25 protein-coding genes and 1 pseudogene are annotated in these 25,748 nt (G+C 71.9%); 8 read left to right on the top strand and 18 right to left on the bottom strand.

Annotated features, from left to right (window positions below; translation table 11 throughout):
• Positions 1 to 19 precede the first annotated feature (19 nt).
• From SACTE_RS15695 to SACTE_RS15685, 3 genes are all read right to left on the bottom strand, one after another.
• Positions 20 to 694: a class E sortase gene (locus tag SACTE_RS15695; protein ID WP_014047015.1), complete on the bottom strand. Its 675-nt coding sequence runs from the start codon at positions 692 to 694 to the stop codon at positions 20 to 22.
• A gap of 98 nt (positions 695 to 792) precedes the next feature.
• Positions 793 to 2,457 carry an ABC-F family ATP-binding cassette domain-containing protein gene (locus tag SACTE_RS15690; RefSeq protein WP_014047014.1) on the bottom strand — a complete coding sequence of 555 codons (1,665 nt, stop codon included), beginning with the start codon at positions 2,455 to 2,457 and terminating at the stop codon, positions 793 to 795.
• A gap of 405 nt (positions 2,458 to 2,862) precedes the next feature.
• Entirely contained in the window at positions 2,863 to 3,201 is a 339-nt protein-coding gene (locus SACTE_RS15685) for a MerR family transcriptional regulator (RefSeq protein ID WP_014047013.1), read from the bottom strand.
• A 204-nt stretch (positions 3,202 to 3,405) separates the two neighbouring features.
• Here SACTE_RS15685 and SACTE_RS15680 point away from each other — a divergent pair, with 204 nt between their 5' ends.
• A complete protein-coding gene (locus SACTE_RS15680; RefSeq protein WP_014047012.1) occupies positions 3,406 to 3,759 on the top strand; it encodes a hypothetical protein in 354 nt (117 codons plus the stop codon).
• Between the two features lie 127 nt (positions 3,760 to 3,886).
• On the opposite strand, the gene SACTE_RS15675 is transcribed toward SACTE_RS15680, so the two are convergent.
• The 4 genes from SACTE_RS15675 to SACTE_RS15660 all read right to left on the bottom strand — a co-directional run bounded on the left by SACTE_RS15675 (position 3,887) and on the right by SACTE_RS15660 (position 6,698).
• Entirely contained in the window at positions 3,887 to 4,195 is a 309-nt protein-coding gene (locus SACTE_RS15675) for an SCO5918 family protein (RefSeq protein ID WP_014047011.1), read from the bottom strand.
• Positions 4,196 to 4,242: 47 nt separating this feature from the next.
• Positions 4,243 to 4,611 (bottom strand): CBS domain-containing protein, encoded by a 369-nt coding sequence (locus SACTE_RS15670; RefSeq protein ID WP_014047010.1) that lies wholly within the window; start codon positions 4,609 to 4,611, stop codon positions 4,243 to 4,245.
• A gap of 48 nt (positions 4,612 to 4,659) precedes the next feature.
• Positions 4,660 to 6,138 (bottom strand): DEAD/DEAH box helicase, encoded by a 1,479-nt coding sequence (locus SACTE_RS15665; RefSeq protein WP_014047009.1) that lies wholly within the window; start codon positions 6,136 to 6,138, stop codon positions 4,660 to 4,662.
• Between the two features lie 356 nt (positions 6,139 to 6,494).
• Positions 6,495 to 6,698, bottom strand: coding sequence for a cold-shock protein (locus tag SACTE_RS15660; RefSeq protein ID WP_014047008.1), 204 nt, complete (start codon positions 6,696 to 6,698; stop codon positions 6,495 to 6,497).
• Between the two features lie 814 nt (positions 6,699 to 7,512).
• On the opposite strand from SACTE_RS15660, the gene SACTE_RS15655 reads away from it, so the two are divergent.
• Complete coding sequence (locus SACTE_RS15655; protein ID WP_014047007.1) at positions 7,513 to 8,601, top strand: lytic polysaccharide monooxygenase; 1,089 nt, start codon at positions 7,513 to 7,515, stop codon at positions 8,599 to 8,601.
• A gap of 424 nt (positions 8,602 to 9,025) precedes the next feature.
• On the top strand, positions 9,026 to 11,356 hold the full coding sequence (locus SACTE_RS15650) for an ATP-binding protein (RefSeq protein ID WP_014047006.1): 2,331 nt from the start codon (positions 9,026 to 9,028) through the stop codon (positions 11,354 to 11,356).
• On the opposite strand, the gene SACTE_RS15645 is transcribed toward SACTE_RS15650, so the two are convergent.
• From SACTE_RS15645 to SACTE_RS15605, 8 genes and pseudogenes are all read right to left on the bottom strand, one after another.
• On the bottom strand, positions 11,341 to 11,796 hold the full coding sequence (locus SACTE_RS15645; RefSeq protein ID WP_014047005.1) for a response regulator: 456 nt from the start codon (positions 11,794 to 11,796) through the stop codon (positions 11,341 to 11,343). The two genes, SACTE_RS15650 and SACTE_RS15645, sit on opposite strands and share 16 nt — an antisense overlap.
• Positions 11,793 to 13,601, bottom strand: a complete 1,809-nt coding sequence (locus SACTE_RS15640; protein ID WP_014047004.1) for a PP2C family protein-serine/threonine phosphatase — start codon at positions 13,599 to 13,601, stop codon at positions 11,793 to 11,795. The genes SACTE_RS15645 and SACTE_RS15640 overlap by 4 nt, the downstream gene beginning before the upstream one ends.
• Before the next feature lie 320 nt (positions 13,602 to 13,921).
• The gene (locus tag SACTE_RS15635) at positions 13,922 to 14,362 is read right to left on the bottom strand and encodes a helix-turn-helix transcriptional regulator (protein ID WP_019992532.1); all 441 of its coding nucleotides are present in this window, start codon (positions 14,360 to 14,362) and stop codon (positions 13,922 to 13,924) included.
• 213 nt (positions 14,363 to 14,575) lie between these two features.
• A complete protein-coding gene (locus tag SACTE_RS15630; RefSeq protein ID WP_014047002.1) occupies positions 14,576 to 14,986 on the bottom strand; it encodes a VOC family protein in 411 nt (136 codons plus the stop codon).
• A gap of 132 nt (positions 14,987 to 15,118) precedes the next feature.
• Entirely contained in the window at positions 15,119 to 15,874 is a 756-nt protein-coding gene (locus SACTE_RS15620; protein ID WP_014047001.1) for an SDR family oxidoreductase, read from the bottom strand.
• Between the two features lie 25 nt (positions 15,875 to 15,899).
• Positions 15,900 to 17,261 (bottom strand): MFS transporter, encoded by a 1,362-nt coding sequence (locus SACTE_RS15615; RefSeq protein ID WP_014047000.1) that lies wholly within the window; start codon positions 17,259 to 17,261, stop codon positions 15,900 to 15,902.
• 148 nt (positions 17,262 to 17,409) lie between these two features.
• Positions 17,410 to 17,994: a TetR/AcrR family transcriptional regulator gene (locus SACTE_RS15610; protein WP_014046999.1), complete on the bottom strand. Its 585-nt coding sequence runs from the start codon at positions 17,992 to 17,994 to the stop codon at positions 17,410 to 17,412.
• A gap of 121 nt (positions 17,995 to 18,115) precedes the next feature.
• Positions 18,116 to 18,859 (bottom strand): annotated as a pseudogene (locus SACTE_RS15605) (DUF1838 family protein).
• Positions 18,860 to 19,120: 261 nt separating this feature from the next.
• Here SACTE_RS15605 and SACTE_RS15600 point away from each other — a divergent pair.
• Positions 19,121 to 20,002: an NAD(P)H-binding protein gene (locus SACTE_RS15600; protein WP_014046998.1), complete on the top strand. Its 882-nt coding sequence runs from the start codon at positions 19,121 to 19,123 to the stop codon at positions 20,000 to 20,002.
• Between the two features lie 193 nt (positions 20,003 to 20,195).
• Here the strand turns inward: SACTE_RS15600 and SACTE_RS15595 are convergent, their stop codons facing one another.
• From SACTE_RS15595 to SACTE_RS15585, 3 genes are all read right to left on the bottom strand, one after another.
• Positions 20,196 to 21,149, bottom strand: a complete 954-nt coding sequence (locus tag SACTE_RS15595; RefSeq protein WP_019992537.1) for an AraC family transcriptional regulator — start codon at positions 21,147 to 21,149, stop codon at positions 20,196 to 20,198.
• Positions 21,150 to 21,247: 98 nt separating this feature from the next.
• Positions 21,248 to 21,676 carry a nucleoside deaminase gene (locus tag SACTE_RS15590; protein WP_014046996.1) on the bottom strand — a complete coding sequence of 143 codons (429 nt, stop codon included), beginning with the start codon at positions 21,674 to 21,676 and terminating at the stop codon, positions 21,248 to 21,250.
• A complete protein-coding gene (locus SACTE_RS15585; protein ID WP_026358975.1) occupies positions 21,673 to 22,536 on the bottom strand; it encodes an LLM class flavin-dependent oxidoreductase in 864 nt (287 codons plus the stop codon). Before SACTE_RS15585 ends, SACTE_RS15590 begins: the two co-directional genes overlap by 4 nt.
• A gap of 94 nt (positions 22,537 to 22,630) precedes the next feature.
• Here SACTE_RS15585 and SACTE_RS15580 point away from each other — a divergent pair, with 94 nt between their 5' ends.
• The 4 genes from SACTE_RS15580 to SACTE_RS15565 all read left to right on the top strand — a co-directional run bounded on the left by SACTE_RS15580 (position 22,631) and on the right by SACTE_RS15565 (position 25,614).
• Positions 22,631 to 23,170: an Lrp/AsnC family transcriptional regulator gene (locus tag SACTE_RS15580; RefSeq protein ID WP_014046994.1), complete on the top strand. Its 540-nt coding sequence runs from the start codon at positions 22,631 to 22,633 to the stop codon at positions 23,168 to 23,170.
• A 66-nt stretch (positions 23,171 to 23,236) separates the two neighbouring features.
• The gene (locus SACTE_RS15575; protein ID WP_019992539.1) at positions 23,237 to 23,596 is read left to right on the top strand and encodes a hypothetical protein; all 360 of its coding nucleotides are present in this window, start codon (positions 23,237 to 23,239) and stop codon (positions 23,594 to 23,596) included.
• A gap of 302 nt (positions 23,597 to 23,898) precedes the next feature.
• Positions 23,899 to 24,495, top strand: coding sequence for a hypothetical protein (locus tag SACTE_RS15570; protein WP_014046992.1), 597 nt, complete (start codon positions 23,899 to 23,901; stop codon positions 24,493 to 24,495).
• Positions 24,496 to 24,843: 348 nt separating this feature from the next.
• Entirely contained in the window at positions 24,844 to 25,614 is a 771-nt protein-coding gene (locus SACTE_RS15565) for a polysaccharide deacetylase family protein (RefSeq protein ID WP_014046991.1), read from the top strand.
• The last annotated feature ends 134 nt before the right edge of the window (positions 25,615 to 25,748 follow it).

Genomic DNA, 25,748 nt, shown 5'->3' with positions numbered 1-25,748 from the left:
CGGTCGGACGCCGCGCGTCTCAGGAGGGCCTGGAGGCCACCAGCACGCCGATCTTGTCGATGCGGTGCTCCGGGTTGTCGTTGCCGTCGCGCCAGTGGTTCCCGGCCGCGTCGTCCTCCGGAGTGGCGCAGGTCGACACGGTGATCATGGCCCGTGTCGGCTTCTCGCCCGGGGAGCCCGGCACCTTGGCCCGCTGCTCGGCGAGGGACCGCTCGGAGCGGAAGGACGTCGTCCGGGTCTCGGTGATCCGGTACTCGTGGACCGTCCCGTCCGCCGTGACGAAGACGGAGTCGCCCTCGTCCAGCGAGGGCAGGTCCCGCAGCACGCCGCCGGCCTTGATCCGGTGGGCGGTCACCAGGTAGTTGCCCTTCTCGCCCGGGCCGACGCCGCCCCGCTCGCCGTACGGGCTCGCGGCCACCCCCCGGTCCTGGATGCGGGTGCCCGCGCGGTCGTCCGTCGTCCCCTCGTACGGGACGACGCGCAGGTCGCTGATGCCGATCGCCGGGACGGCCATGGTCGCGGTCCCGGTCCGTGGATCGGCGCGGTCGGCGGGGGCGGACGCCGCCGTGGCGGCGACCGCGGGAGGTGGTTCCGGTCCGGCGGTCGCTGCCGCCGGACCGGCTGCCGCCAGCAGGAGGACGGCCGCGGCCGCGAACGTCCGCGGAAGGTTGCTCGGTCCGTGACGTGAGTGCATGGCAGGATCCGGATCCGTAGCCGGTGGGGAAGGGGCTGGCGCCCCGGTGCGGCCGTGGTGCGCGCCGCCTCCTTCCCCAGTACACCACCGGCCTCCCGTCATCCGCTCGTGGTGGGCGCTTCGAGCAGCTGGCGCACCTCCTCGGCGGTGGTCTCCGTGAGCGCCTCCCCGACGTACAGCCACCGGGTGATGCCGACCGACTCCAGGAACGCCAGGTCGTGGCCGGCGATCACCAGCGCGCCCTCGTAGGCCTCCAGCGCGCTCGTCAGCTGCCGGACGCCGGCCAGGTCCAGGTTGTTCGTCGGCTCGTCCAGCAGCAGCAGCTGGGGCGCCGGTTCGGCGAGCATCATCGCGGCGAGCGCGGCCCGGAAACGCTCACCGCCGGACAGGGTCCCCGCGAGCTGCTCGGCCCGCGCCCCCTTGAACAGGAAGCGGGCGAGCTGGGCGCGGATGTGGTTGTCGGTGACCCCGGGTGCCGTACGGGAGACGTTCGCCGCGACGCTCAGGTCCTCGTCCAGCACGTCCAGCCGCTGCGGCAGGAACCGCAGCGGCACGAAGGCCCTCGCCTCGCCCGCCTCCGGCTCCAGCTCACCGGTGACGGTGCGCAGCAGCGTCGTCTTGCCGGCGCCGTTGCGGCCGATCAACGCGATGCGTTCGGGACCCCGCACGTGGAGGGCGCCGTCGCGCAGCGCACCGAAGCGGGGCCGCAGCCCCTCCAGGGTGAGGACCGTACGGCCCGCGGGGACGGCCGTGTGGGGGAGCCGCACGCGGATCTCGGCGTCGTCGCGGACGGCGTCGGACGCCTCGTCCAGCCGCTCCCGCGCTTCCTGGAGGCGGTCCTCGTGCAGCCCCTTGAGCTTGCCCGCCGCCTCCTGGGACGACCGCTTGTGCGCGCCCGCGACGATTCTCGGGGCGCGGTTCTGGGCGTCCATCTTCTTGTTGTGCCGCTGCCGCCGGGCGACCTTGACCTGGGCCTCCTCCAACTCGCGCTTCTGCCGGCGCACGTCCGACTCGGCGGCCCGCAGCATGCGACCGGCGGCTTCCTGCTGGGTGGCCAGCGCCTCCTCGTACGCCGAGTAGCCACCGCCGTACCAGCTGACCGAGCCGGAGCGCAGTTCGGCGATACGGTCGACACGTTCCAGCAGGTCACGGTCGTGGCTGACCACGAGGAGGATGCCGGAACGCCAGGAGTCGACGGCCTCGTAGAGCCTGCGGCGCGCGAAGACGTCGAGGTTGTTGGTCGGCTCGTCGAGCAGCAGGACGTCGGGGCGTTCCAGCAGCAGCGCGGCCAGCCGCAGCAGCACGGTCTCCCCGCCGGACAGCTGCCCGACGGTGCGGTCCAGGCCGATGTCGCCGAGACCGAGCGAGCCCAGCGTCGCCAGGGCCCGTTCCTCGACGTCCCAGTCGTCGCCGATCGTCTCGAAGTGCTCATCGGCGACGTCACCGGACTCGATGGCGCGCAGCGCCGTCCGCCGCCCGGCGATACCGAGGGCGTCCTCGACGCGGAGCCCGGTGTCGAGGGTCAGGTTCTGCGGCAGATGGGCGAGGCGGCCGCCGACGGTCACCGAGCCCTCCGTCGGCCGCAGACTGCCGGCCAGCAGACGCATCAGGGTGGACTTCCCGGAACCGTTGGTGCCGACGAGGCCGGTCCGGCCGCGGCCGACGGTGAGCGACAGCCCGTCGAAGACCTCCGTGCCGTCCGGCCACCGGAAGGACATCGCGGAGCAGGTGAGGGAGGCGGCGGGAGCCAGGGGCTGGGACATGGTGATCCTCGCAGTCGTAAGCGTGTGAACAGGGGCTTCGTATGCGAGCACCACGCGGCGACCAGGCCAGGCACGAAAGGGGGTGATGTCCGGTCCCGGGAAGGCCGGGGACGGCAGGGCACCGAGGTCGCATCCACGCGGGGGCCACGGCGCGGCAGGAAAGCCGACGGCAGCGTGACGGGTGACGGCGAAGGCCGTACCGCGCGATGATCGCGAACCTCAGATGCGCAACGTCCACCTCTATCGGAGACGACAGGACCTCAAGACTGTAGCGCAGCCGCCAGGCCGATGCGGGGACGGAGCCGGTCCCGGCCCGGGTGCCGGGGCCGGCGGGGTGGTGGTCGCCGTCCACGCCGCACAGGACGCGGAGTCCGGGGGCGGGACGGCGAGCGGCGGGGGAAGGACTCAGTCGGAACCGGGGTTCTCTCCGCCCGCGGCTCGCCGGTACTCGGCGTTGATGCGCTGGGCCTCCTCCAACTGGTCCTCGAGGATGATGATGCGGCAGGCCGCGTCGATCGGGGTGCCCTGGTCGACGAGCTCCCGGGCGCGGGCCGCGATCCGCAGCTGATATCGCGAGTAGCGGCGGTGGCCGCCCTCGGAGCGGAGCGGGGTGATGAGGCGGGCCTCCCCGAGCGCGCGGAGGAAGCCGGCCGTGGTGCCGAGCATCTCGACGGCCCTGCCCATCGTGTAGGCGGGGTAGTCGTCGTCTTCGAGCCGGCCGCCGAGCGGACTGTCCGCTGTCATCTGCACCTCTTCGTGGGAACGCGTTTCGGGGCCCTCGTCGCCGTACGGCACCAGGGCCCCGAAAGGAATACAACACCATGCGCCGGTGCCGGTGGCGGGCCGACGTCCCGACGGGCGGTCCGGAGCCGTCACGGGGCGGGTGCGGACGGGACGCCGCCGACGCGACCGGGGAGGCCGGGCGGCCGACGGATAGAATCGGCTTTCATGTCACAGCCTGACGAACTGCTCGTCGACGTCGCCGCCATGGTGGAGTCCGGGCAAAGCACTCAGATGTCCCTGACCGTCGTCACCGGCGGTGCCGTCATCACCGGCCGTCTGGCCCCCGAAGCCGTCTGGCGGCAGCGGGTGTCGGAGGTGCTCAAGGACTCGTCCCACCTGGGCGAGTTCGCCGGTGCCTTCACGGCCGACGGCCCCAAGGACGGTCCGCCCACACATCTGCACTTCCACGTCGCACGCATCCTGCAGGGCACCGTAGGGATCCCGGAGACGGGCGGGATGTACCGCGTCTCGATCGAGGACGTCGGTGCCTGGACCGTGGGCGACTTCAGCTACCACTGACCTGCCGAGACCTGTCCGTGAAAGAGCGCTGAGCCGCCGCCGCACCGTGGTGGACGGCACACGACGAGGGCCCGACCGGTGGTCGGGCCCTCGTCGTGTGCCGGATACCGGCTCGCGCCGGACGGGTTCAGGAGGACACGGGGGTCCCGAGCACCGCGGACGCCCGCTCCAGCGGACTGAGAGCGCGCACCGGCGCCGCCACGGGAACGGTGTGGCAGGTGAAGCCGAGGTGCGCCATGGCCCGCACGACCTCACCGGAGGTGAAGTCCCGGCGGTCCTGACGGGTGATGACCTCGCCCACCTGCTTGGCGGGGTACTGACGGCGTCCGATCGTCACGGACTCACCGGTGATCGGCTCGGGCTTGACGGCCCTCATCGACTCCAGCACGCCGCTCTTGGTCAGGTCGAACGGGAAGCGGGCGATGACACAGCGCATGATGCCTCACAGGGGGTAGAGGAGGGGCGTGGCCGGGAGACCGCGGATCAGCCGGCCACGGCGAGGACGTCCTGGCCGTGCCCGAGTCCGTCGGTGACGGTCAGGACGCCGAACGGGGCGCGGTGCTCCCGGCTCCCGGTCCAGGCCACCGTGGTGGCCGGCACGGTGGCGCCGGTGAGGTCGCGCAGGCGGGTCCGGTCCGTGTAGGCGGAGCCCGCCCGGACCGCCGAGAGCTGGGCCCGTGTGACGCGGCCGGTGCACTGCCCGTCCCCGTCACACACGAGCAGGTACCCGACGCGGGCCCCCGCCATCACGGAGAGGGCCACCTCGACGGTCATGTCGTCCCACACCTCCGGTACGGCGGTGTCCACGCTCCTCGGGGAAGCGGGGCGGGACTGCGTCTGAACCAGGGTCACAAGGAGCCTCCTGCGAGATGGGCCGGTTTCCGGTCGACGGCGAAGGACTCAGGCCGCCGAGTCGTACGCGGGCCGCCGCTGGGCCGTACGCCGGGCGGACTGCGCGGGGCGGCCGCGCCGGGCCCGCGAGGCGCCGCCGCGCTGGGGGCGCTCGGTCACCGGTGCCGCGATCACGACCGGGACGCCCGAAGGCGCCTGCGCGCCGGTGATGCGGCTCAGTTCGGCCTCGCCGGAGCGGACCTGGGTGACCTGCGGACGGATACCGGCGTCCGACATCAGCCGGGTCATGGAACGCCGCTGGTCGGGGGTGACCAGGGTGACCACGCTGCCGGACTCCCCGGCACGGGCGGTACGGCCGCCTCGGTGCAGGTAGTCCTTGTGGTCGGTCGGCGGGTCGACGTTGACGACGAGGTCGAGGTTGTCGACGTGGATGCCCCGGGCGGCGACGTTCGTGGCGACCAGCACCGTGACGTGCCCGGACTTGAACTGGGCCAGGGTGCGGGTGCGCTGCGGCTGCGACTTCCCGCCGTGCAGGGCGGCGGCCCGGACACCGCTGTTGAGCAGGTCCCGGGTCAGCCGGTCCACGGCGTGCTTGGTGTCCAGGAACATGATCACCCGGCCCTCGCGGGCGGCGATCTCCGTGGTGGTGGCCTGCTTGTCCGCGCCGTGCACGTGCAGGACGTGGTGCTCCATCGTCGTGACCGTCGCGGACGACGGGTCGACGGAGTGCACGACCGGGTCGGTCAGGTAGCGGCGCACCAGCAGGTCGACGTTGCGGTCCAGGGTCGCCGAGAACAGCATGCGCTGGCCCCCCGGGCTCACCTGGTCCAGCAGCGCCGTGACCTGCGGCATGAAGCCCATGTCGGCCATCTGGTCGGCCTCGTCGAGGACGGTGATGTCCACCTGGTCCAGCCGGCAGTCACCACGGTCGATGAGGTCCTTGAGCCGTCCGGGGGTGGCGACGACGATCTCGGAACCGCCCCGCAGGGCGCTCGCCTGCCGGCCGATCGACATACCGCCGACGACTGCGGCCAGCCGCAGCCTGACGGAGCGGGCGTACGGCGTGAGCGCGTCGGTGACCTGCTGGGCCAGCTCGCGGGTGGGGACGAGGACCAGGGCCAGCGGCTGACGGGGCTCGGCGCGCCGTCCGGCGGTCCGGGCCAGCAGGGCGAGGCCGAAGGCCAGCGTCTTTCCGGAGCCGGTGCGCCCGCGGCCCAGCACGTCACGGCCCACGAGGGTGTTGGGCAGGGTCGCGGCCTGGATCGGGAACGGGACGCTCATGCCCTCGGCCCCGAGCGCCGCGAGAAGCGGCTCCGGCAGGCCGAGGTCGGCGAACGCCTCGACGGCGGGCAGCGCCGGGGTGACCGTCTTCGGGAGCGCGAACTCACCCTGCACCGAGGAGGGACGACGGCCGCCGCCCGACCGGGAGGAGCCGGCGTAGCCGCCGCCACGGGGGCGGGAGGGGCGGTCGTCCGAGCGGGGGGTGCGGGTCGTGCGTGTGCTGCGGTTCGTACGTGTGCGGTTCATGCGGAACCTTCCTCGACGAGGCACGTATCAAGGTATTCCCGCAGCGAATGAGCAGCACGGCGAATCGCGAGAACGAGCCGGAACGAAAAGTGAAAACAGAAGCGAAAGCGTGGGCGGAGACGGATTCGGCCGGCTGAGAAAACAGCGGGCCGGTCTCCGGAATTCCCGGAACTCCCCGGGCGTGGCCTCGGTTCCGGAGTGACATCTCGTACGGAACACGGGGAGCTGGGGGCCGGGCGGTGGGTCCGCCACGGCTGGAAATACGCGGGCGGTACGAGGGAGAAACCGTACGCCCGAACGAAACGAGCTGGGGCCCGCACCCAAGGTGCGGGCCCCAGCTCGTGCTGCGCGTCAGATCAGGCGGGAACGATGTTCTCGGCCGTCGGGCCCTTCTGGCCCTGCGCGATGTCGAAGTTCACCTTCTGGCCTTCCTGCAGCTCGCGGAAGCCCTGGGCGGCGATGTTCGAGTAGTGGGCGAACACGTCAGCGCCGCCACCGTCCTGCTCGATGAAGCCGAAACCCTTTTCAGCGTTGAACCACTTCACGGTGCCAGATGCCATGTCAAATCTCCTTCGGGGCTGTGCCCGGAATCCACACTGTGCGAACTCCGTGTCGCGTGATGATTGCCCCGACCGGTAGATGACCGGAAATACAGAAATGCTTCCTGGTGGTGGTGACCACCGTGGAAGCACTTGGAGTTTTTTGGGAACCACAACTGCAACTGACTTCGACAGTACCACGGTGAGATCGCCGGTGTGGGGTACGGAATTCCGGCCGTACGCGCTGCCGGAGATATGTTCGCCGCGCCTCGTTCTTATTTCTCATGCGGCCGGCACAGGTATGTATTCGCCCCGGGCGGAGTGTTTCTGTGGAGGCGCCGTCCGTGCCCGTGCGGGGGCTGGCCCGCGCCGTCGGAGCGGTCGTGCGGCGGGGCCGGCCGCGCCGTCGGCGGAGGACCGGCGAAAATCGTCCGTCCCGTTCTTCTCCGGCGCGCCTCCGGGTGCCTCCGGGCCTTCTCCGGCGTGCCTCCGGGTGCCTCCGGGCGCGTCGACGTGTCCGGTGCCCGGGGAACTATAGGCCCCCGGTGGTCGCTCCCCGCCCGATCGGGTGTCGCGGGCCCCACCTGGGAGTTCCAGAATTCCTTCGGCGGTCCGTTGCGCACAGGGTTGTCAGGTACACGATTCGCTCCTACAGTCCGTCTCGAACCGAGTTATGGGAGCGCTCCCATCGGTCGGCCCGTGGACGGCGCGTCCCCAGCTCCACCCGCCACCTCCCCACGACGGCCGGGCTCCCGCACTCGGCACCGCTACGCAACGCCTCCGACGATCCTCGACGACCCCCCTCGCACCACCCTCGGAAAAGGAGACTCCCTCCATGGCTAGACGCAGCAGACTCATCTCCCTGGCAGCGGTGCTGGCCACCCTGCTCGGGGCGCTCGGCCTCACCGCACTCTGGCCGGGCAAGGCGGAGGCGCACGGTGTCGCGATGACCCCCGGATCGCGTACCTATCTGTGCCAGCTCGACGCCCTGTCCGGCACCGGCGCGCTGAACCCCACGAACCCGGCCTGCCGGGACGCGCTGAGCCAGAGCGGCGCGAACGCGCTGTACAACTGGTTCGCCGTGCTCGACTCCAACGCGGGCGGCCGCGGCGCGGGATATGTGCCGGACGGCAGCCTGTGCAGTGCCGGTGACCGCTCCCCGTACGACTTCTCCGCCTACAACGCCGCCCGCGCCGACTGGCCCCGGACACATCTGACCTCCGGTGCGACGCTCAAGGTGCAGTACAGCAACTGGGCCGCCCACCCCGGTGACTTCCGGGTCTACCTGACCAAGCCGGGCTGGGCACCCACGTCCGAACTCGCTTGGGACGACCTTCAGTTGGTACAGACCGTAAGCAACCCGCCGCAGCAGGGCGGGGCGGGCACCAACGGCGGGCACTACTACTGGGACCTGGCGCTGCCGTCGGGCCGTTCCGGTGACGCGCTGATGTTCATCCAGTGGGTGCGTTCGGACAGTCAGGAGAACTTCTTCTCCTGCTCGGACATCGTCTTCGACGGCGGCAACGGCGAGGTGACGGGAATCGGCGGCACGGGCACCCCCACCCCCACTCCGACCCCGACTCCGACCCCGACCCCGACGGACCCGGAGCACTCCGGTTCCTGCATGGCCGTCTACAACGTCGTCAGCTCCTGGGCCGGTGGCTTCCAGGCCTCCGTCGAGGTGATGAACCACGGTACGGAACCGCGCAACGGCTGGGCCGTGCAGTGGAAGCCCGGTTCCGGGACGCAGATCAACAGCGTGTGGAACGGCTCCCTCTCCACCGGGTCCGACGGCACCGTGACGGTGCGCGACGTGGACCACAACCGTGTCATCGCCCCGGACGGCAGTGTGACCTTCGGGTTCACCGCCACCTCCACGGGCAACGACTACCCCGCCGGGACGATCGGGTGTGTGACGTCCTAGGGCTTGTTTCGAAAGTAGCGCCGTCCGCCCGGAGGGCGGGGCCGGCGGCGTCTGGTGCGTGCGATCGCAAGGCGGAGGGTCGCCCCGATACTGGATGTATCGGGGCGATACCGGCAACGCAGCGAGCGTGCGTGCCAGGCGTCGCCGGACAGGCGGGACTTTTGAAACAAGCCCTAGTGGTCCGGCCGTAGCCTCCGCTCCGGCTGCGGTCCCGTGCTCCGGCCGTGTTCCGCGCACGGCCGGAGCACGGGTGCGGACGCCGTCGGCCGCCCCGGCCCGGGGTGACGGCCGGGGCGGTACGGCCCCTCGGGCTCGTCGGGCGACACGTGCCGCAGCGGCCCGCCGGTCCCGGGTCGTCGTGGCAGGATCTCGGCGGCCGGGCGGATCACCGGACCGGATCGAGAACACGGCGCGTGGGGGACAGATGTCGCTTCCGGACCCGGGAAGGGAAGCCGACGCCTCGGCCGCCATCGGCTTCGACCTCGGCGTGTGCGTCCAGGAGCCCATCCACCTCCTGGGCAGGATCCAGTCCCACGGCACCCTCCTCGCGGTGGAGGCCGACACCGGGACCGTGGACACCGCGGCCCTGAACACCGGGTCCCTGCTGGGGATCGCGCCCCACGAACTGGTCGGCGGGCCCGTCACCCGGGTGCTGTCCCCGGAGCACTGGGCCGAGGCGCTGGAGGTGGGCGCCCAGCACGAGGCGGCGAGCCTGGTCCTGCCCGTCTTCGTCGATGTGGCGGGCACCCGCAGGATGTTCGACGTGACGGCGCACCGGCAGGGCCACCTGATGGTCCTGGAGTACGAGCCGCGCACCGTCGCGGCACCGGACTTCGCCCGCTACTACCAGGGCGTCCGCCGGGCCCTGGCACGGCTCCGGTCGTCGGCGACGGCGGCAGACTGCTGTCAGGCGGCCACCGGGGAGGTCCGGGCGCTGACCGGCTTCGACCGGGTGGTCGCCTACCGCTTCGACGGCGAGAACGGCCCGGGCGAGGTCGTCGCGGAGGACCTCTCCGACGACCGCGAGTCCTGGCTGGGGCTCTGGTTCCCCGCAAGCGACATCCCACCCCAGGCGCGGCGGCTCTACCGCGACAACTGGATCCGGGCGATCGCCGACGTGGACGACGCCGGCGTGGGCCTGCACCCGCGGCGCCGCGGGGACTCGGACGTGCCGCTGGACCTGTCGAACTCCGTGCTGCGCACCGTGTCCGGCTTCCATCTGGAGTACCTGCGGAACATCGGGGTGAGGTCGTCCATGTCGGTGAGCGTCCTCCGGGAGGGCGAGCTGTGGGGGCTGATCGCCTGCCACGGCGACGCCCCCGTCACCCTCACCCCGGAACTGCGGGCGGCGTGCGAGTTCTTCGGCGTCGCCTTCTCCCTCCAGCTCGCGGTCATCGAGGAACGGGAGCAGGCCGAGGCGCTCACCGCGTCCCGTGAGCGGCTGGCCCGGATCGTCTCCCGGGCCACGCCCGACCTGGAGGGATCGCTGCTGGCAGGCGACGACGCCCTCAGGGAGCTGCTGGAATCCGACGGCGTGGCGCTCTGCCGCGGCGGCCGAAGCTCCGTCAGCGGGTCGGACGTCCCGGCCGCACTGCTGGAAGCCCTCCAGGAGCGTGCGGCCGAGCTGGCCCCGGGCACGGTCTGGAGCACGGACCGTCTCTCCGAGGAACCGGACCGCCCCGGGGGAGACGACACGGCGGAGCACGGTCCGGCGGGGGTCCTGATGGTGACGCTGAGCCGCTCGGGCGACTTCCTCGCCTGGTTCCGTGGCGCCCGTCCCACCGCCCGCCGCTGGGCCACCGATCCGTCCCGGCCCGTCCAGGTCGGCCCGCGCGGCGAACGGCTCACCCCGCGCGGCTCGGAGGCGGTGTTCCGCGCGGTGGTCCACGGCCAGAGCCTGCCCTGGACACCGACCGACCGCGCCGCCGCCCAGGAACTCTGGCGCACGCTGACCGGGATCGTGCTCCGCCACGAAGCCGAACTGGCGGCGCTGAACGAGCAGTTGCGTATCGCCAATGCCGACCTGGACTCGTTCGCCCATGTGGCGGCCCACGACCTCAAGGAGCCGCTGCGCGGCATCTCCAACGCCGCGACCTTCGTCATCGAGGACGCCGCGGCCGACCTCGACGAGACGACCGTCCGCCGGATGCACACCATGCGGCGACTGGCCGGCCGCATGGACGACCTGCTCAACTCGCTGCTGCACTTCGCCAGGCTGGGCCGCGGCGGCCTGCGCCGCGCCCGGGTCCCTCTGGGCCGGGTGCTGGACTCCGCCCTGGAGGTCGCCGGGGAACGGCTGGCCGAGGCCCGCGTACAGGTGATCGCACCCGACCTGCCCGAGGTGTACGCCGACGAGAACCGGCTCTACGAGGTGCTGGTCAACCTCCTGGTGAACGCGGCCAAGTACGCCGCGGACGAGGGCGACCGCTGGGTCGAGGTGCTGGTGGACACCCTCCGTCCCCCGTCGGGCGGGGCCCCGGAGCAGACCGTCGTGGTCCGCGACAACGGCATCGGCATTCCGGCCGACCGCCAGGACGAGGCTTTCGAGCTGTTCCACCGGCTGCACGGACAGGGCGAGCGCGGAGGCGGTACCGGTGTGGGTCTGGCCGTCGTCAAACGGATCGTCGAACGCCACGGCGGTGAACTGTGGCTGGAGAGCGCACCGGACCGCGGCACCGCCTTCTTCTTCACCTTGGGTCAGGGCCAGGACCAGGACCAGGGGAATGGGCAGGGCCAGGGTCAGGAAGGCGGCTGACCGTCGTCCCCGTCCTCAGCCTTTCGCTGCCAGTAGTCCACGGCCCCCTTCAGCACCGTGCGGAAGAGGTCGAAGTTGACCGGCTTGTAGATGTAGCTGTCGGCGCCCGCCGCGTAGGTGGCGTCGACCTCGGTCGGCTCGGTGGACGACGTGAAGACGACGACGGCCACCTCGTCCAGCTCCGGCCGGCTGCGGATCGCCCGGAGCACCGCGGACCCGCTGAGACCGGGCATGCTCAGATCCAGCAGCACGAGCCCCGGCCGCCGGGCGGTCTCCGTCAACCGCTCGACGACCCCGGTCCCCCGGTCGGTGAACTCCAGCGTCAGATGCGGATGCGTACGGCTCAGGGCCCGCTGAATGGCCTCGGCGTCCTCCGCCGAGTCCTCGATCACCCAGACGAGATCGTGATCGATCCTCGGCTCCCCGGCGGCCCCGCTCACGCCGCCACCTCCGCCTGGGCGACGAGTACGGCGATGTCGTCGGCACCCGCGGCCCGGAACCGCACCACGGCCCGCGCCAGCCGTCCGGCGAACCCGTCGGGCCCACCGGCGCCCTGCCGCGCCACCGCGGTCCGCAGACCGGACTCGAAGAACGTTCCGTCGGCCGCTCTCGCCTCGGTCACCCCGTCGGTGAACAGCACCAGCGCGTCACCCGGCGCGACCCGCACCGCGTCAGATCCGTACTCGATGGTGTCCAGCACCCCCAGAAGGTCCCCGTGGGCCGTGAGCTCCTCCACGGTGCCGTCCGCGCGCCGCAGCAGCGGAGCCGGATGCCCGGCGCTCCAGTAACGCAGGTGGAATCCCGCCCCGCCGGGGACGAGTACCGCCAGGAGCGCGGTCACGAAGCGGGACGTCCCCTCCCTGACCAGCGCCTGGTTCAGGCGTCCCAGCGCCTGTTCGGGCGTGCTGCCGTCCTCGATCAGGGTGCGCAGGGTGTGGCGGGCCAGCCCGGTGAGCGCGGCGGCCTCCGCCCCCCGGCCGCAGACGTCACCGATGAGCAGCGTCACGCCGCCCCGCGCCGTCGGCACGGCGTCGTAGAAGTCACCGCCCACGTCGAGCGAGACGTCGCCCACCTCGTAGGCCGAACTGAGCGTGAGCCCGGGAACGCGCGGCAGTTCCCTCGGGAGCAGGTGCCGCTGGAGGGACACCACGTGGCGGCGACGCTGTTCGTACAGGGTGCTGGTGTCGACGGCCAGCGCGGCGCGGGCGGCGAGGTCCGCGAGGAACCGTGAGGCGTCCTCGGCCATGTCCACCCGGTGGTAGAGAAACGTCAGCGTCCCCAGCGTCCGGCCCCGGGCCATGAGCGGATTCACGCTGAGGGCGCGGACGGCACGCCCCGCGCCGGACGACGCCGGTCCGAAGGGGCCGCCCACCAGTTCCTCGCCCTTCAGCACCGCTCCCTGACCGCCGTCGACGACCCGCTCCAGCACGTCTGTCAGCCAGGGGTCCCCGTCCGCGACCTCGCCCAGCCACTGCTGCTCGCCCGCGTCCATGTGGGCGAAGGCCACCGGTGTCAGCCCGTGGGGCCGACGCAGGTGCAGGACGCACCCCTCGGCGACCGCGGGGACGGCGGTCCGGGCCACCCGCCGCACGGTCTTCTCGACGTCGAGGCTCGAATCCATCTGCAACGACGCCTCGGCGAGGAAGGCGTCGCTCACCTGGCGCATCTCGTTCTGGCGCCGCGCCATGATGCGTCTGTCGGAGACCACGGTGACCTCGGCCACCTGTTTCAACCGGGTCCGCAGCGTCCCGTCGATCGCGGACACGTCTGCCGTGCCGACCATGAACGACGCCCGGCCGCCTTGGCCCAGGGGCACGGTGCACGCGGCCACACCGCGCACACCGGCGGCCGCCAGGAACCGGACATGCGGCAGGTCGCCGTCGAGCTCCGGCATCTCGTGCACCGTGACAGCGGGGTCACCGTCGGGACCGCTGTCGGTACCGCCGGCATGAGCACCGTGACGAGCGCCGGGTGCGGTGGGCTCTCCGTACTCCCGTTCGAGCTCCACGTAGGACGGTGTCGGCTCCGAACGGGTGACCCCACGCAGGTAGTGCAGCAGCCCACCGCTCCATCGGGTGCCCACGACGGCCAGCACGCCGGGCATGCGGAGCAGCATGTCGTAGAGGAGATCGGCCAGCCCCGTGACGTCCTGCGTCCTGTCGGCGACGCTCCACAGCTCGTGCAGGCGGCCGGACCACCAGCCGTCGTCCGCCGGACGGGAGGCATTCCCCTCGTGCTGCTCCACCGCTGTTCCGCCGTTCCGTAGTACCTCCGCCGGCCCCGGCCCGTCACGGAAACGCTATGTCACGCCATGGCGGAGCGCCCCCAGGCGCGGTTCCTCCGGAGGCGCGGACGGACCGCGGACGGACCGCGGACGGACCGCGCCGCGCGGGCCGGGCCGTTCGCCGTCAGCCGGTGCCCTCCGTCCCCCGCGCCGGGTCGTCGGCGGAGGTCGGTGCCGGCGTTGCCTGGAGGTGACGGTGGACTCCCGCTCGCGTGGGCACGAACCGGTGCGAACGGATGCCGTGGAGGGGGACGAATGCGGGAGACGTCGTGACTCCGGCGTCAGGAGGGCCCCGTGGCCGGTGTTTCTCGCTTCCTGACGGGTCGCGTCACCTGTTTCGCCACGCACGACGGCAACCCCGCCACACCGTCGGCCGCCTGGCGCCGGTAGACGCTGGGCGGCACTCCCACCAGCTCCGTGAACCGGGTGCTGAACGTGCCCAGCGACGAGCAGCCGACCGTGAAGCAGACGTCGGTGACGCTGAGGTCGCCTCGGCGCAGCAGCGCCATCGCGCGCTCGATGCGGCGCGTCATGAGATAGGAGTACGGCGACTCGCCGTAAGCCAGCCGGAACTGGCGGCTGAGGTGCCCGGCCGACATGTTCGCGCCACGGGCGAGTGCCTCGACGTCCAGCGGCTGCCGGTACTCCCGGTCGATCCGGTCGCGGACACGGCGCAGCCGCGCGAGATCGCTCAGGCGCTGCGCCGCGGTCAGTGCGCTCATCCACGCAGGATGGCACATGGGGGAACTCCCTTCATCGGCGTCCGGGCACGCGGCACGGCGGCGGGGGTCGACCTCCGCTGCCAGGGCCTGCGGCCACGTGGGGCCGGGAGCCGAGCGGGATACCGGGAGCGGGGAACCGGAGCCGGGAGCCGGCGTCGGGGATCACGACCGGACCGTCCCCCGGGCCCGCGACCGGACCGGCCTCCCCGGCGTTCAGCGGAGCTCTTGGATGCGGATCAGGTTGCCCGCAGGATCACGGAAGGCGCAGTCACGGACGCCGTACGGCTGCTCCGTCGGCTCCTGGACGACCTCCGCGTCCTTGGACTGCACCTCTTCGAAGGTGGCGTCGAGGTCATGGGTGGCCAACAGGATCCAGCCGTAGGTTCCCTTGGCCATCATCTCGGCGATGGTGCGGCGCTCGTCGTCGGTGATCCCCGGGTCGGCGGCCGGCGGGGCCAGCAGGATGGAGGTGTCGGGCCGGCCGACGGGCCCGACCGTGATCCAGCGCATCGCGCCCTTCCCGACATCACTGCGGACCTCGAAGCCGAGGATGTCCCGGTAGAAGGACACGGAGGCGTCCGGGTCGTCATGGGGGAGGGCGGTCGTGTGAATGCTGATGTCCATGGCCGTCACGCTAACCGCGGCCCAGCGCTCGGGCTTCTCGATTCCTGACCGACCCGGCCGTCCGTTCCGGAGCCGCACAGCGGCGCCCGCGCCCGCCGCCCCTCAGGCCGCCGCCTCTCAGGCCGCCGACCCTCAGGCCGACGCGCCGCTGTCGACGACCAGGTCGGTGCCGACCACCGCGCCGGCCGACGGTGATGCCAGATAGAGGACCGCGGCCGCCACCTCCTCGGCCTCCGCGACCCGGCCGAGCGGGTTCTCCGACTTCATCCGCTCGGCGCGGTCCGCCTCGCTCTCGCCGGGCCGCAGCGACATGGGAGCGGCCGAGGCGCCGGGGCTGACCGCGTTGATGCGGATGCCCTGGTGGATGTGGTCGAGGGCGGCGGCACGGGTCAGCGCGGAGACCGCCGCCTTCGAGGTGACGTAGGGCGCGGCGTTCGGGACGCGCAGATGTGCGCCCAGGTTGGAGGAGATGTTGACGATGACCCCGCCGCCGTTCTCCCGCATGTGCGCGATCTCGTGCTTCATGGCCAGCCAGACGCCGGTGACATTGGTCCGCAGCACCGCGTCCCAGTCCTCCTCGCTCACCTCACCGGCAGGTCCGCCGCGGAATATCCCCGCGTTGTTGACCGCGATGTCGAGTCCACCGAACCGGGTGACGCACTCGCCCACGAGCTCCCGGACCCGGCCGGAGTCGGTGACGTCGGCGGTGACCGCGGCCGCCGTGCCCCCCGCCGTCCGGATGAGGCCGACCGTCTCGTCGAGGGTGGCGGCGGTGCGCCCCGCGGCGACCACGGACGCGCCCTCGGCTGCGAAGGCGAGCGCGATCGCGCGCCCGAGACCGGTGCCTGCGCCCGTGACGAGCGCGGTCTTGCCGGTGAAGCGGTTCATTGTGACAACTCCTTCGGTGGGCGGACTATGTGGTGCGGTGGTTCAGGAAGGCGACGCCGGCCAGGGCGGCACCCGTGGCCGCCAGGGACCAGGCGTCGCCGCCGAGCGTGAGCAGGACGGCGAACACAGCGGTGGGGCCGAGCTCCATCGCGGTGTTCAGCACACCGCCCGCGAGCCCGGTCTGCTGCTGCGGGACTCCCTCGGTGGCGAGCACGGCGGCTCCCCCGAAGGCAGCCGCCGCACCGGCCGGAAGCAGCACGAGGCCCGGCAGCAGCCCGTACGCGTACGGGGTGTGCGCGTCGAGCCCGGTGAGAGCGAGGCACGCGAGCCCGGCCGCGCCGGTGCCGAGCCCGGCGGTCGTGACGGCCCGGGCTCCGCACCGGGCGACGAGCGGCCCGGCCGCCCTGCCCGAGGCGATCAGTGCCACGGCGAACGGCACGAAGGCGGCCGAGGTCCGCAGTGGTGACCAGTCCCGTGCTCCCTGGAGATGGAGCGAGAGCACCACGAAGGTCATCCCGGTCCCACAGGCACCGAGCGCGATGGCCGCCAGGGCGAGGGCCCGCCGCCGGTCGCACAGGAAGCGGGGCGGCAGCAACGGGTCACGGGCGCGGCGCTCGGCACACAGGAATACGGTGAGCAGGGCGGCACCGGCGAGCAGCGGTAGGAGCACGCCCGTCGACGACCAGGGAAGGGCGTCCGTGACGACGAGCCCGTAACTGGCGAGGGTGATCCCGGAGGTGGCGAGCAGCGCGCCCGGCACATCGAGCATCCTGCCCCGGCTCGGGGCGGTCCGGGGCAGGGACCGGGGGGCGAGGGCGAGGGCCGTGAGTGCGACCACGAGAGGCACCGCGAACGTCCAACGCCAGGAGAGCAGCGCCAGAATGACGCCGGAGAGCAGATTTCCCGCCGTCGCTCCGAGCACGGAGAGCCCGCCCCAGGTGGCCATCGCCCTGCCGTACGCGGCCGGGGAGGGTAAGACGACGCGCAGCACCGCCATGGCGGCGGGCGCGACGAGTGCCGCGCCGGCGCCCTGCGCGAAGCGGGCCGCGAGCAGCGTCCCGATGCCGGGGGCGAACGGGGCGGCGGCCGAGGCGGTGGCGAAGAGGACGAGCCCTGCGGCGAAGGCGCGCCGACCGCCGTAGCGGTCGGCCAGGCGGCCACCGAAGAGCAGCAGTCCGGCGAAGGCCAGCCCGTATGCGGCGCTGAGCAGGATCAAGTCGGGGCGTCGTAAGCCGAATTCGCGTCCGATGAGTGGCAGCGGTACGGCGATCGCGGCCAGCGTGAAGATCAGCGTGGCCTGGACGGTGCCGAGGAGGGCGAAGGCGTGCCTGTGATGCCCAGGGGCGGTGTCGGTGTCGGTGGCGTGATCGGCTTCGCTGGTGGTCATCACTCCCCCTGACGGACTGATACCTGGTGACTGACAGCAGATACTGGACTGATCGTTCAATTATCGAGGCGGGCGGGACGGGGAGCCCGACGGCTCCGGTGGGTGTGCGCCCGGTTCGGTGTGGGCCGGTTCCGGGTGCGGAAGGGATTCAGTCCAGCAGGGCCAGCGCCTGTTCGGCCGCGTCCCGTACCCGGGCGGGATCGCTGGACGCCTTGCCGACGATGCGTACGCCCTGCAGCAGCACGAGCAGCATGCGGGCCAGTGCGCGCGGATCGCGGTCCTCGGCCAGCTCGCCCTGGGCCTGGGCCCGTACGAGCGCGGAGTGCAGTGGGGTCTCGACGCGATCCCAGCTGATCTCCACCCGTCTGGCCGCCGCGGGGTCGTGCGGGGCCAGTTCGGCGGCGGTGTTGGTGATGAGGCAGCCGTGCAGTCGGTCCTCGGCGGAGGTGGCCTCCGCCGCGAAGCGGCGTATCAGCGCCCGCACCGCCGGCAGCGCGGGCCCCGGCTGGGAGAGCTCCGCGAGGAGCTGCGGGTCGCGCCCCTCGGCGTACCGGTCCATGGCCTTCAGGTACAGCTCGTGCTTGTTGCCGAAGGTCGCGTAGATGCTGGCGCGACCGATGCCGAGGTGCTCGACGAGGTCGGTCATCGACGTCGCTTCGTAGCCGCGCCGCCAGAACAGCTCGAGGGCTGCCTGCAACGCGGCCTCGGGATCGAACTCCTTGGTCCTGGCCACATCGCAGACCCTATGGTTATCCAGAACGATCGGTCAATAACCCTGGGGGGTGAAGGGCCTGAACCCGAAGGTGCCGCAGTCCGGTTGGCCGCCCGTACCCCACGGTGCGAGCCGTCGGCGGCTAGGGCGGGTTGAGCTTGCGGAAGTACGTCCAACTGGTCTCGTTCGGCTCGCTCCACTGCGCCGGAGCGTGGGCGAACTCCGGGTGGCGGTCGGCGATGTAGGCACGGGTCCGTTCCGGTACCTCGGCGTACGAGCCGAGCTTGCGGCCCCGGCAGTGGAAGGTGAGGCCGCCGGGCGCCTGGCCGCGGGCCATCCACGGCAGCTAGGGCGACATCCGGCTCCATGACATGGTCGCCGGGACGCCGGGTGCGTCGCCGGCCAGATCGGCGCGGTCGGCGAAGAACTGGAAGAGTTCCAGGGCCTTGTACGTGTCGCCGGCCGAGTGGACGGGGTACTGGGCCACCGGCAGCGGCGACGGGTAGGCGAGCGGGATCTCCAGGCTGAAGCAGACCTGTCCGCCCAGCTCGGTCGTCGGGACCGGGAAGGGGCGCCACTTCTGGTTCGCCGGGTCGTTCCAGACGTGTATCACCGGCAAATCCTGCCAGGTCTCCAGGATCTCGCGGGTGACCGGGTCGAGGTAGAAGGCGGCCTCGCGGGTGAGCAGTTGGTAGGCGTCCGGCCCGGCGTCGGTGTCCTGGACCAGGCGGGAGACGTTGAGACCTTCGAAGCCGAACACGCGCCGGTAGGGCTCGTCCGGGGCCCAGGAGTACACGTCTCCGGACCACCAGAACGTGACCTCCTCACCGTCGAGCGAGGCGCGGGTGCGGGCGAGGGAGCGGAGCAACTCTGCGGGTGTCGTCATACGGAGTACTCTGCGCGTCCTCCGCCCCGGCCGTGCGGGAAACACCCCGGCCCGGAGGGAAGCGGCCGGAAGGAGCCGTCGCCGCACCGGGAGCCCCGGCCGAGGCGGCGACGCGGCAGGACGTCCCACCGTCCCACGTCCCCAGGCCGGGCACCTGCCGGGCATCTGCCGGACGGCTGCCTGGCGGCAGCCGGACGCGCGGACATCCCTCCCGGACGATGAACCATGGCGGCGTGCCACCGGCGCGACCAGGCTTGCCCCATGACACAGACAGGCGCGACGCGTAAGGACACGACGAGCACCGGGAACACCGTGCTGGTGCTCGGCGGCACCGGCAAGACCGGCCGCAGGACGGTGGCCCGGCTCCGCGAGCGGGGCGTGGAGACCCGGGCGGCCTCGCGGTCCGGGGAGACCCCCTTCGACTGGGCGGACCGGGCCACCTGGCGGGCGGCCCTCGACGGGGTCGACGCCGTCTACATCGTCCCGCTGGACACCTCGCCCTCACCCACGCCCGCCTTCGTCGCGCAGGCCGTCGCGAGCGGGGTGCGACGGCTGGTGCTGCTCTCGGCCCGGGGCGTGGACGTGCCCGGCTACTTCGGCCCCTCCTACGAGGGCGGCGGCCCGCATCTGGAGAGCGAGTCGGCCGTCCGCTCCTCCGGTGTCGCCTGGACGATCCTGCGGCCCGGCTGGTTCGCCCAGAACTTCAGCGAAGGCGTCTTCCTCGACGGGGTGCGCGGCGGCGAACTGGCCCTGCCCACCGGCGACGGGGCCGCCGCGTTCGTCGACGCCGACGACATCGCGGCGGTCGCCGTCGCTGCCCTGACCGAAGAGGGCCACGACGGCGAGGTGTACGAACTCTCCGGCCCCCGGGCGCTCCGCATCGCCGACGCACTCGACGAGATCGCGAAGGTGACCGGCGTGCGCGCCGTGCACGTCCCGGCGCGGAAGTCCGCCTTCCTGGCCGAACTGGTGGCCCAGGGAATGTCCGAGGAGGAGGCCGCGCTCTGGATCGACGCGATGGAGCCGATCCGCACAAGTCGGGAGGCCCCGGTCACGGACGGCGTGCGGAGGGCACTCGGCCGTCCCCCGCGTGACTTCGCCGACTTCGCCCGTGACGCGGCTGCGGCGGGCGCCTGGGGCTGACGGGGGAACGAACCGGTGCGGTGCGGTGCGGACAGGCGGTGCGTGAAGACGGCGACGGACCCGGCACCGCCTGCCCCGGCTCACCGCCGGAAGTGCCGCACCTCTCGCCCCCGCCCGACGCGCTGTCCTCCCGCCCCCGCCGAACGGCCCGGTCCGCCCGGCAGCAGCGGCCCCGGCCCCAGGGGCGACGAGGTCAGCCCGCCGGTACGGCGCGGTCCGGTAGGCCAGGGGCGGCGGCCTTCTGCCGGTACGCGGTCGGGCTCTCGCCCCGGAGCCGTTTGAACGCCGCGCTGAAACCGAACGCGTCCGCGTAACCGACCCGCCGGGCCACCGCAGCCACCGTCAGTTCCGGGCGGGTCAGCAGATCGGCGGCGAGCGTCATCCGCCACTCGGTCAGATACGCCACCGGCCCGTCCCCGACCAGTTCCGTGAACCGCTTCGCCAAGGTCGTCCGGGACACCCCCGCCCGGCCCGCCAGCTCCGCAGTCGTCCACGGGTGCGCCGGATCCTCGTGGATCGCGCGCAGGGCGGGCCCCGCCACCGCGTCGCCGAGCGCGCCGTACCACCCCGGCGGCTCGGCCTCCGGCCGGTCGAACCAGTCCCGCAGCGTGCACACCAGCAGCCAGTCAAGAAGCCGGTCGAGCACGATCTGCTGCCCCGGCCTGCTGCCGCCGATCTGTGCTTCCAGGTAGTCCCGCAACGGCGAGCAGTCATCCTCGTCGGGGACCACCAGGACCGGCGGCAGCGCACGCAGGAGCCGCTGCGGGACCTGCGCCCGTACGTCATAGGTCGCGGCCAGCAACACGGTGGAGCAGTCCAGTTCACCGTCGAGGTCGACGGGGTCCGGCGTGTCCTCGCCCCAGCGCACCTCCCGTACGCCTGTCGCCCGCTCCGCGCCCGTACCGTGCGCCGGGTCGTCGGTGAAGGAGAACGGCGCGGGGCCCCGGACGATCGCGGCCTCGCCGAGCGCCACGTGCCGCGCCTCCCCGGTCTCCGGCACGATCCACCCGGCGCCGCGCAGCGGCAGGCACAGGGTCAGGTACGCGCCGTCGGTGAACCGCAGCGACCACGGAGGCCACAGCACCGAACGCCCGAACACCGCCCCCCTGCCCCGCACGCCCCGCAACAGCTCGTCGAACACGTCCATGACGCCAACGATAGGCAGCGGCACGGGCGTTCCGGACGGTCGCCCATGTACGGCGGACGTACGGCCAGGGGCCCGTGCGATGCCGCGACGCCGGGCACTCAGCGGTAGTACCCCTCGACCACCGCCCGCACCTCGTCGAGCAGGGCCGGGCCGGTCTGCGGCACGGGGGGCAGGCCGCTGCCCGGTCTGATGTCCAGGAGCTGCCGGCCGGACAGGGCGAACACGACCCGCCGCAGCCCCGCCCGCTGGATGACCGCCTGGCACATCTCGCACGGCTGGCAACTCGTGTACATCGTGGTCTCCGCCGCCGTGGCCGCGTCCAGTTCCCTCGCGGCCCACCGGGCGAGCTTCAGCTCCGGGTGCGCGGTGATGTCCCCGTCCGTGAGGGTCGTGTTGCGCTCCTCGGCGAGGACCGTTCCGTCCGGTCCCGACAGCAGCGACCCGAACGGCGGGTCGCCGCCCTCGCGCGCCTCGGCCGCGAGCGCGATGGCCCGCCGGAGGAGGGTGTGGTCGTCGGGTGTGGTCATGACTGCTCCGTTCTGGTGCGGGACGGGGAGAGGTGCGCGGCCACCGTGGCGAGAGCCTGCCGACTCGTCTGCGGGTGGCACGTCTCGCGGGGGTCGCCGTGGTAGGGGTCGAGGACGACGGCCTCGGCGCCCAGCAACCGCAGTTGGTCGAGGTCGTCCATGATCTGGTCGATCGTGCCCTCACCCGCGAGCCGCCGCGGTCCGCCGACCGGCGCCTCGGTGACGTGGAGGGCGATCCGGGGCGCCAGGGCGGGTACGGGGAGCCGTTGCTCGACCGCGTACGCCTCCAGCCTCTCCGCTGCTTCGCGCAGCCACGGCATCGTGCAGCGCAGGGGATGCCAGGCGTCCCCGAGCCGCACGGCCCGGCGCAGTCCCGCGTCGCTGGTGCCGCCGACCCACACCGGGATCCTCCGGTTCCCGTAGGAGGCGGTGTCCGCCCAGGCCGCCCGTATGTCCCGCAGGTGGTCGTCGGTCAGCCGTCCACGCCGTTCGAACGGGACCCCGAGGGCGGCGAACTCCTGCCGCGCCCAGCCCACCCCCACGCCGAGGACCAGCCGGCCTCCGCTCAGGTCATCGAGGTTGGCCGCCATCCGGGCGGTGAGCAGCGGGTGGCGGTAGGGAGCGATGAGGACCGTCGTGCCGAGCCGGACCCGGGTGGTGAGGCCGGCCAGCCACGACAAGGTGGTGAAGGGTTCGTAGAAGGGGGCCGGATAGCGCTCGGCGACATCCGGCGTGATGGCGACGTGGTCCGAGACCATGAGCAGATCGAAGCCGAGGCCCTCGACGGTTCGGGCCCAGCTCCGAAGAACACCCGGATCGGTGCCCGGGCCGAAATTGGGTACATTCACTCCGATTTCCACAACGCTCACCCTAGTCACGCCACCTGGGCGGGCAGAAGTAATTCCCGCCTGTTCAGGGGCGGTTCGGCCGTGGATCCGCCGGTAATCTGGGTGGATGACCGAGAGTCTCGATGTGACGGACTGGGCGATCCTGGCGGAGCTCCAACAGGACGGCCGGGTCGCGTTCACGGAGCTGGCGCGGCGGGTGAACCTCAGCGCGTCGGCGACGAAGGAGCGGGTGCGGCGGCTGGAGGCGGCCGGGGTGATCACGGGGTTCCGGGCGGAGGTGGACCTGGAGCGGACCGGCTACGCGGTACTGGCGGTGGTCCGGCTGAAGTACCCGGGGCCGGGGACCCGGCACGAGCCGCTGCGCCGGCTGATCGAGGAGCGCTCCGAGATCCTGGAGTGCCTGCGCACCACGGGGGACGACTGCTACGTCATGAAGGTGGCGACCACGTCGATGGTCCACCTGGAGGAGATCGTCGACGCGCTGGCCCGGTTCGGGAGCACGACCACCAACCTCGTCCTCAGCCGGACACAGCCGTTCCGCGGACCACGGGAACCAGGGGTGCGTACGGCCGGTCAAGGGCCGCCCCGCAATACCTGGCGGGCGCGCGACGACAGCGTTTCGGCGGACCGAACCCCGTCGTCCTGACCGGAAGGAAATAGCGGGCGCGGCGCCCACTTTCCGGAGGAGAATCATTCCATGCCAGGATACATAATGCCAGAGCCGGACGATATGGGGCCGGATGCCGCCGCATCGGTCGAGCTGCGTGCCGAGGTGCAGTACGACCACGGAAATCATCGGTGGCGCTGGAGTTCGGCGGGGGAGCTTGTGCCCTCCATGCGGGAGGCGGCTCGGACACCGAGAGACCTGCAAGTGATGCTCACGGTCTACGGGAGGATCGCGGCCCGACTTCTTGAAAAGGACAAACTCGTCCTGCGGGCCCGGGTCACGGCCCATTGGCTGCCGACCGGCGGCACGGCCATCGGCAGCTATGACTGGTACCGCTCCGCAGAAACCGGACGGTTGATTCCCGCGCAGGAACCGTGGACCCTCTGGCCTGGCACGATGCGTTAGCGGGGTGGCACACCGCACAGCCGGTGGTGGGCCCGCGACCGTGCGTCGGTCACGTTCCCGAATTTCGCCGCATTTCTCTGCCGGTGCTGTGTTTCGTCGGTGATGTGGGTTCTCGGTGATGTGGGTTCCTCGGTGATGTGGGATAGCTGCCAGTTGTTCTCTCGTGAGGGATTACTGGGATGGCCCGGATGCTTACCCGTTTGTCGGTGAGTGTAGAGGGCAACAGAACAGGAAGTGGCTGATCATTTTCGTGGTAGAGTATTCCTGAATTCACAGGGCGCCACGATTAAAAGGGGAATGGCGTGCACACTGAGAAGGTCACGGCTCGACGTCTGACGGCCGAAGAAATTGCAGAGTTGGGTGTTCAGGACGCCATCTTCGTCTCGGCGGGGATGGACGGCCTTCCTCTCGACTGCTACGCCCCGGCTTTCCTCACGGGACCGGGTAAGAATTTCGAGGGAGGGTCCTTCGCCGCAAGGACGGTGTTCGGCGAGGAGATCCACGTCCTCCCGGGCGACAGCGAGGACGCCGGGATCTGGATCGCGGACAAGACGGGTGAGGAGATCGAGGTCCTGCAGAGCGCCGGCGTCCTGCTGAACCTCGCCCTCTTCGTGCCCGCCGGGAACAAGGAGTCCCTGGACTCGCTCTACTCCTCCGCACGGGACGCGTTCGGCGCAGGGGTCGTTCAGCGGTGGAGCGAGGAAGTCGTCGCGGTGCCGGACGTCAAGGTCGACCTGTACGAGGAGCCGGCCAAGGCCCGGAAGAACAACAGCCAGAACCGCGACCGCCGCGCCCTGGACATCTACCCGACCCGGGTGCGGTTCCTGGAGCCCAGCGAGGGCTGGAAGTTCGTCGTCGAACCGCACAAGGAGATCGTCGACGACACCCCGACGATCTGACCTGACGGCACCCCGGACAGTGTTCCGCGTGGGCGGACACGGGAGCCCGCGTCGAGCGCCTTCGGAACGTGGACGCCTCTGACCGGCATGGCGCACTCCGGGCGACCCGGACACCGACGAAAGCCTCGGGCCGACGGCCCGAGGCTTTTGCTCGCCGCGCGTCCTTTCCCCGCCGGCGCCCCGGGCGGCCCGGGCTGTCGCGAGCCCTCTTCTGTCGCGGAGTTCCCGCGTTTGTCGCCGGTCCCCTGCGGAATCGTCCGGGATCGGTAACCGAGGGATCCTGCCGGGGCTTTCGCGTGTCTTCATGGCTGCACGGCATCGGCGGGGACGGCAAAGGGGCGGGCGGACATGGCGAAGCACAAGGGAAGGGCATGGCACAGCCGGCTTCTCGCGGCGGCTCTCGGGGTGACGGCGATGGCCGCCGCGACCTCGGTGTGGACCGCACAGGCCGACCCCGGCCAGGGAGGCGCTCAAGCACGTGTCTCCGCTCCCGACGCCCAGCCCCAGGTGACCAAGGTGGCGGCGGACATCGCGCACGCCTCGGACCGCGGCGCCCAGGGCGTCAACATCACCATCGACGACGGGCCGGACCCGGTCTGGACACCGCAGGTGCTGCGACTGCTGAAGGACAGCGGGGTCAAGGCCACGTTCTGCATGGTGGGCACGCAGGCGGAGGCCTACCCCGACCTGGTCAAGCAGGTCGTGGCGGACGGGCACCGGCTGTGTGACCACACGGTCTCGCACGACACCGCCATGGACGGCAAGTCCGAGGCCTACCAGTCCCAGCAGATCCTGGACGCCGAACGCATGATCACCAAGGCGTCCGGGGGCGTCCGGCCGCAGTACTACCGGGCCCCGGGCGGCGCCTTCACCCCGTACAGCCGGCAGCTTGCCGCGTCCCGGGGGATGCGGCCGCTCGGCTGGAACGTCGACACCAAGGACTTCGAGCACCCCGGCGTGGACACCATGGTCGCCACCGTCAAGAGCGAGATCTCCAACGGGCCCACCATCCTCTTCCACGACGCGGGAGGGGACCGTGCCCAGACCCTGGCGGCCCTGCGCGAGGTGCTGCCCTGGCTGAAGGAGCAGGGGTACTCCTTCGGCTTCCCCGTGCGGTGACGAGGCCCGCCCGCACCGCGAACCGGTCCGCACCGACCGTGTCGGGCTGAACGCCGTGAGTCCCGGGCCGATCGTGGTCCCCGCAGGGCTCGTCGCACTCGTCGGCCCCCGGCCTCGGGCAACTGCCCGGCCGC

This window comes from Streptomyces sp. SirexAA-E (assembly GCF_000177195.2).
Classification (GTDB): Bacteria; Actinomycetota; Actinomycetes; order Streptomycetales; family Streptomycetaceae; genus Streptomyces; species Streptomyces flavovirens.
The sequence above is the reverse complement of the archived record's forward strand: the minus strand, read 5'-3'. Positions and strand labels throughout refer to the sequence as shown.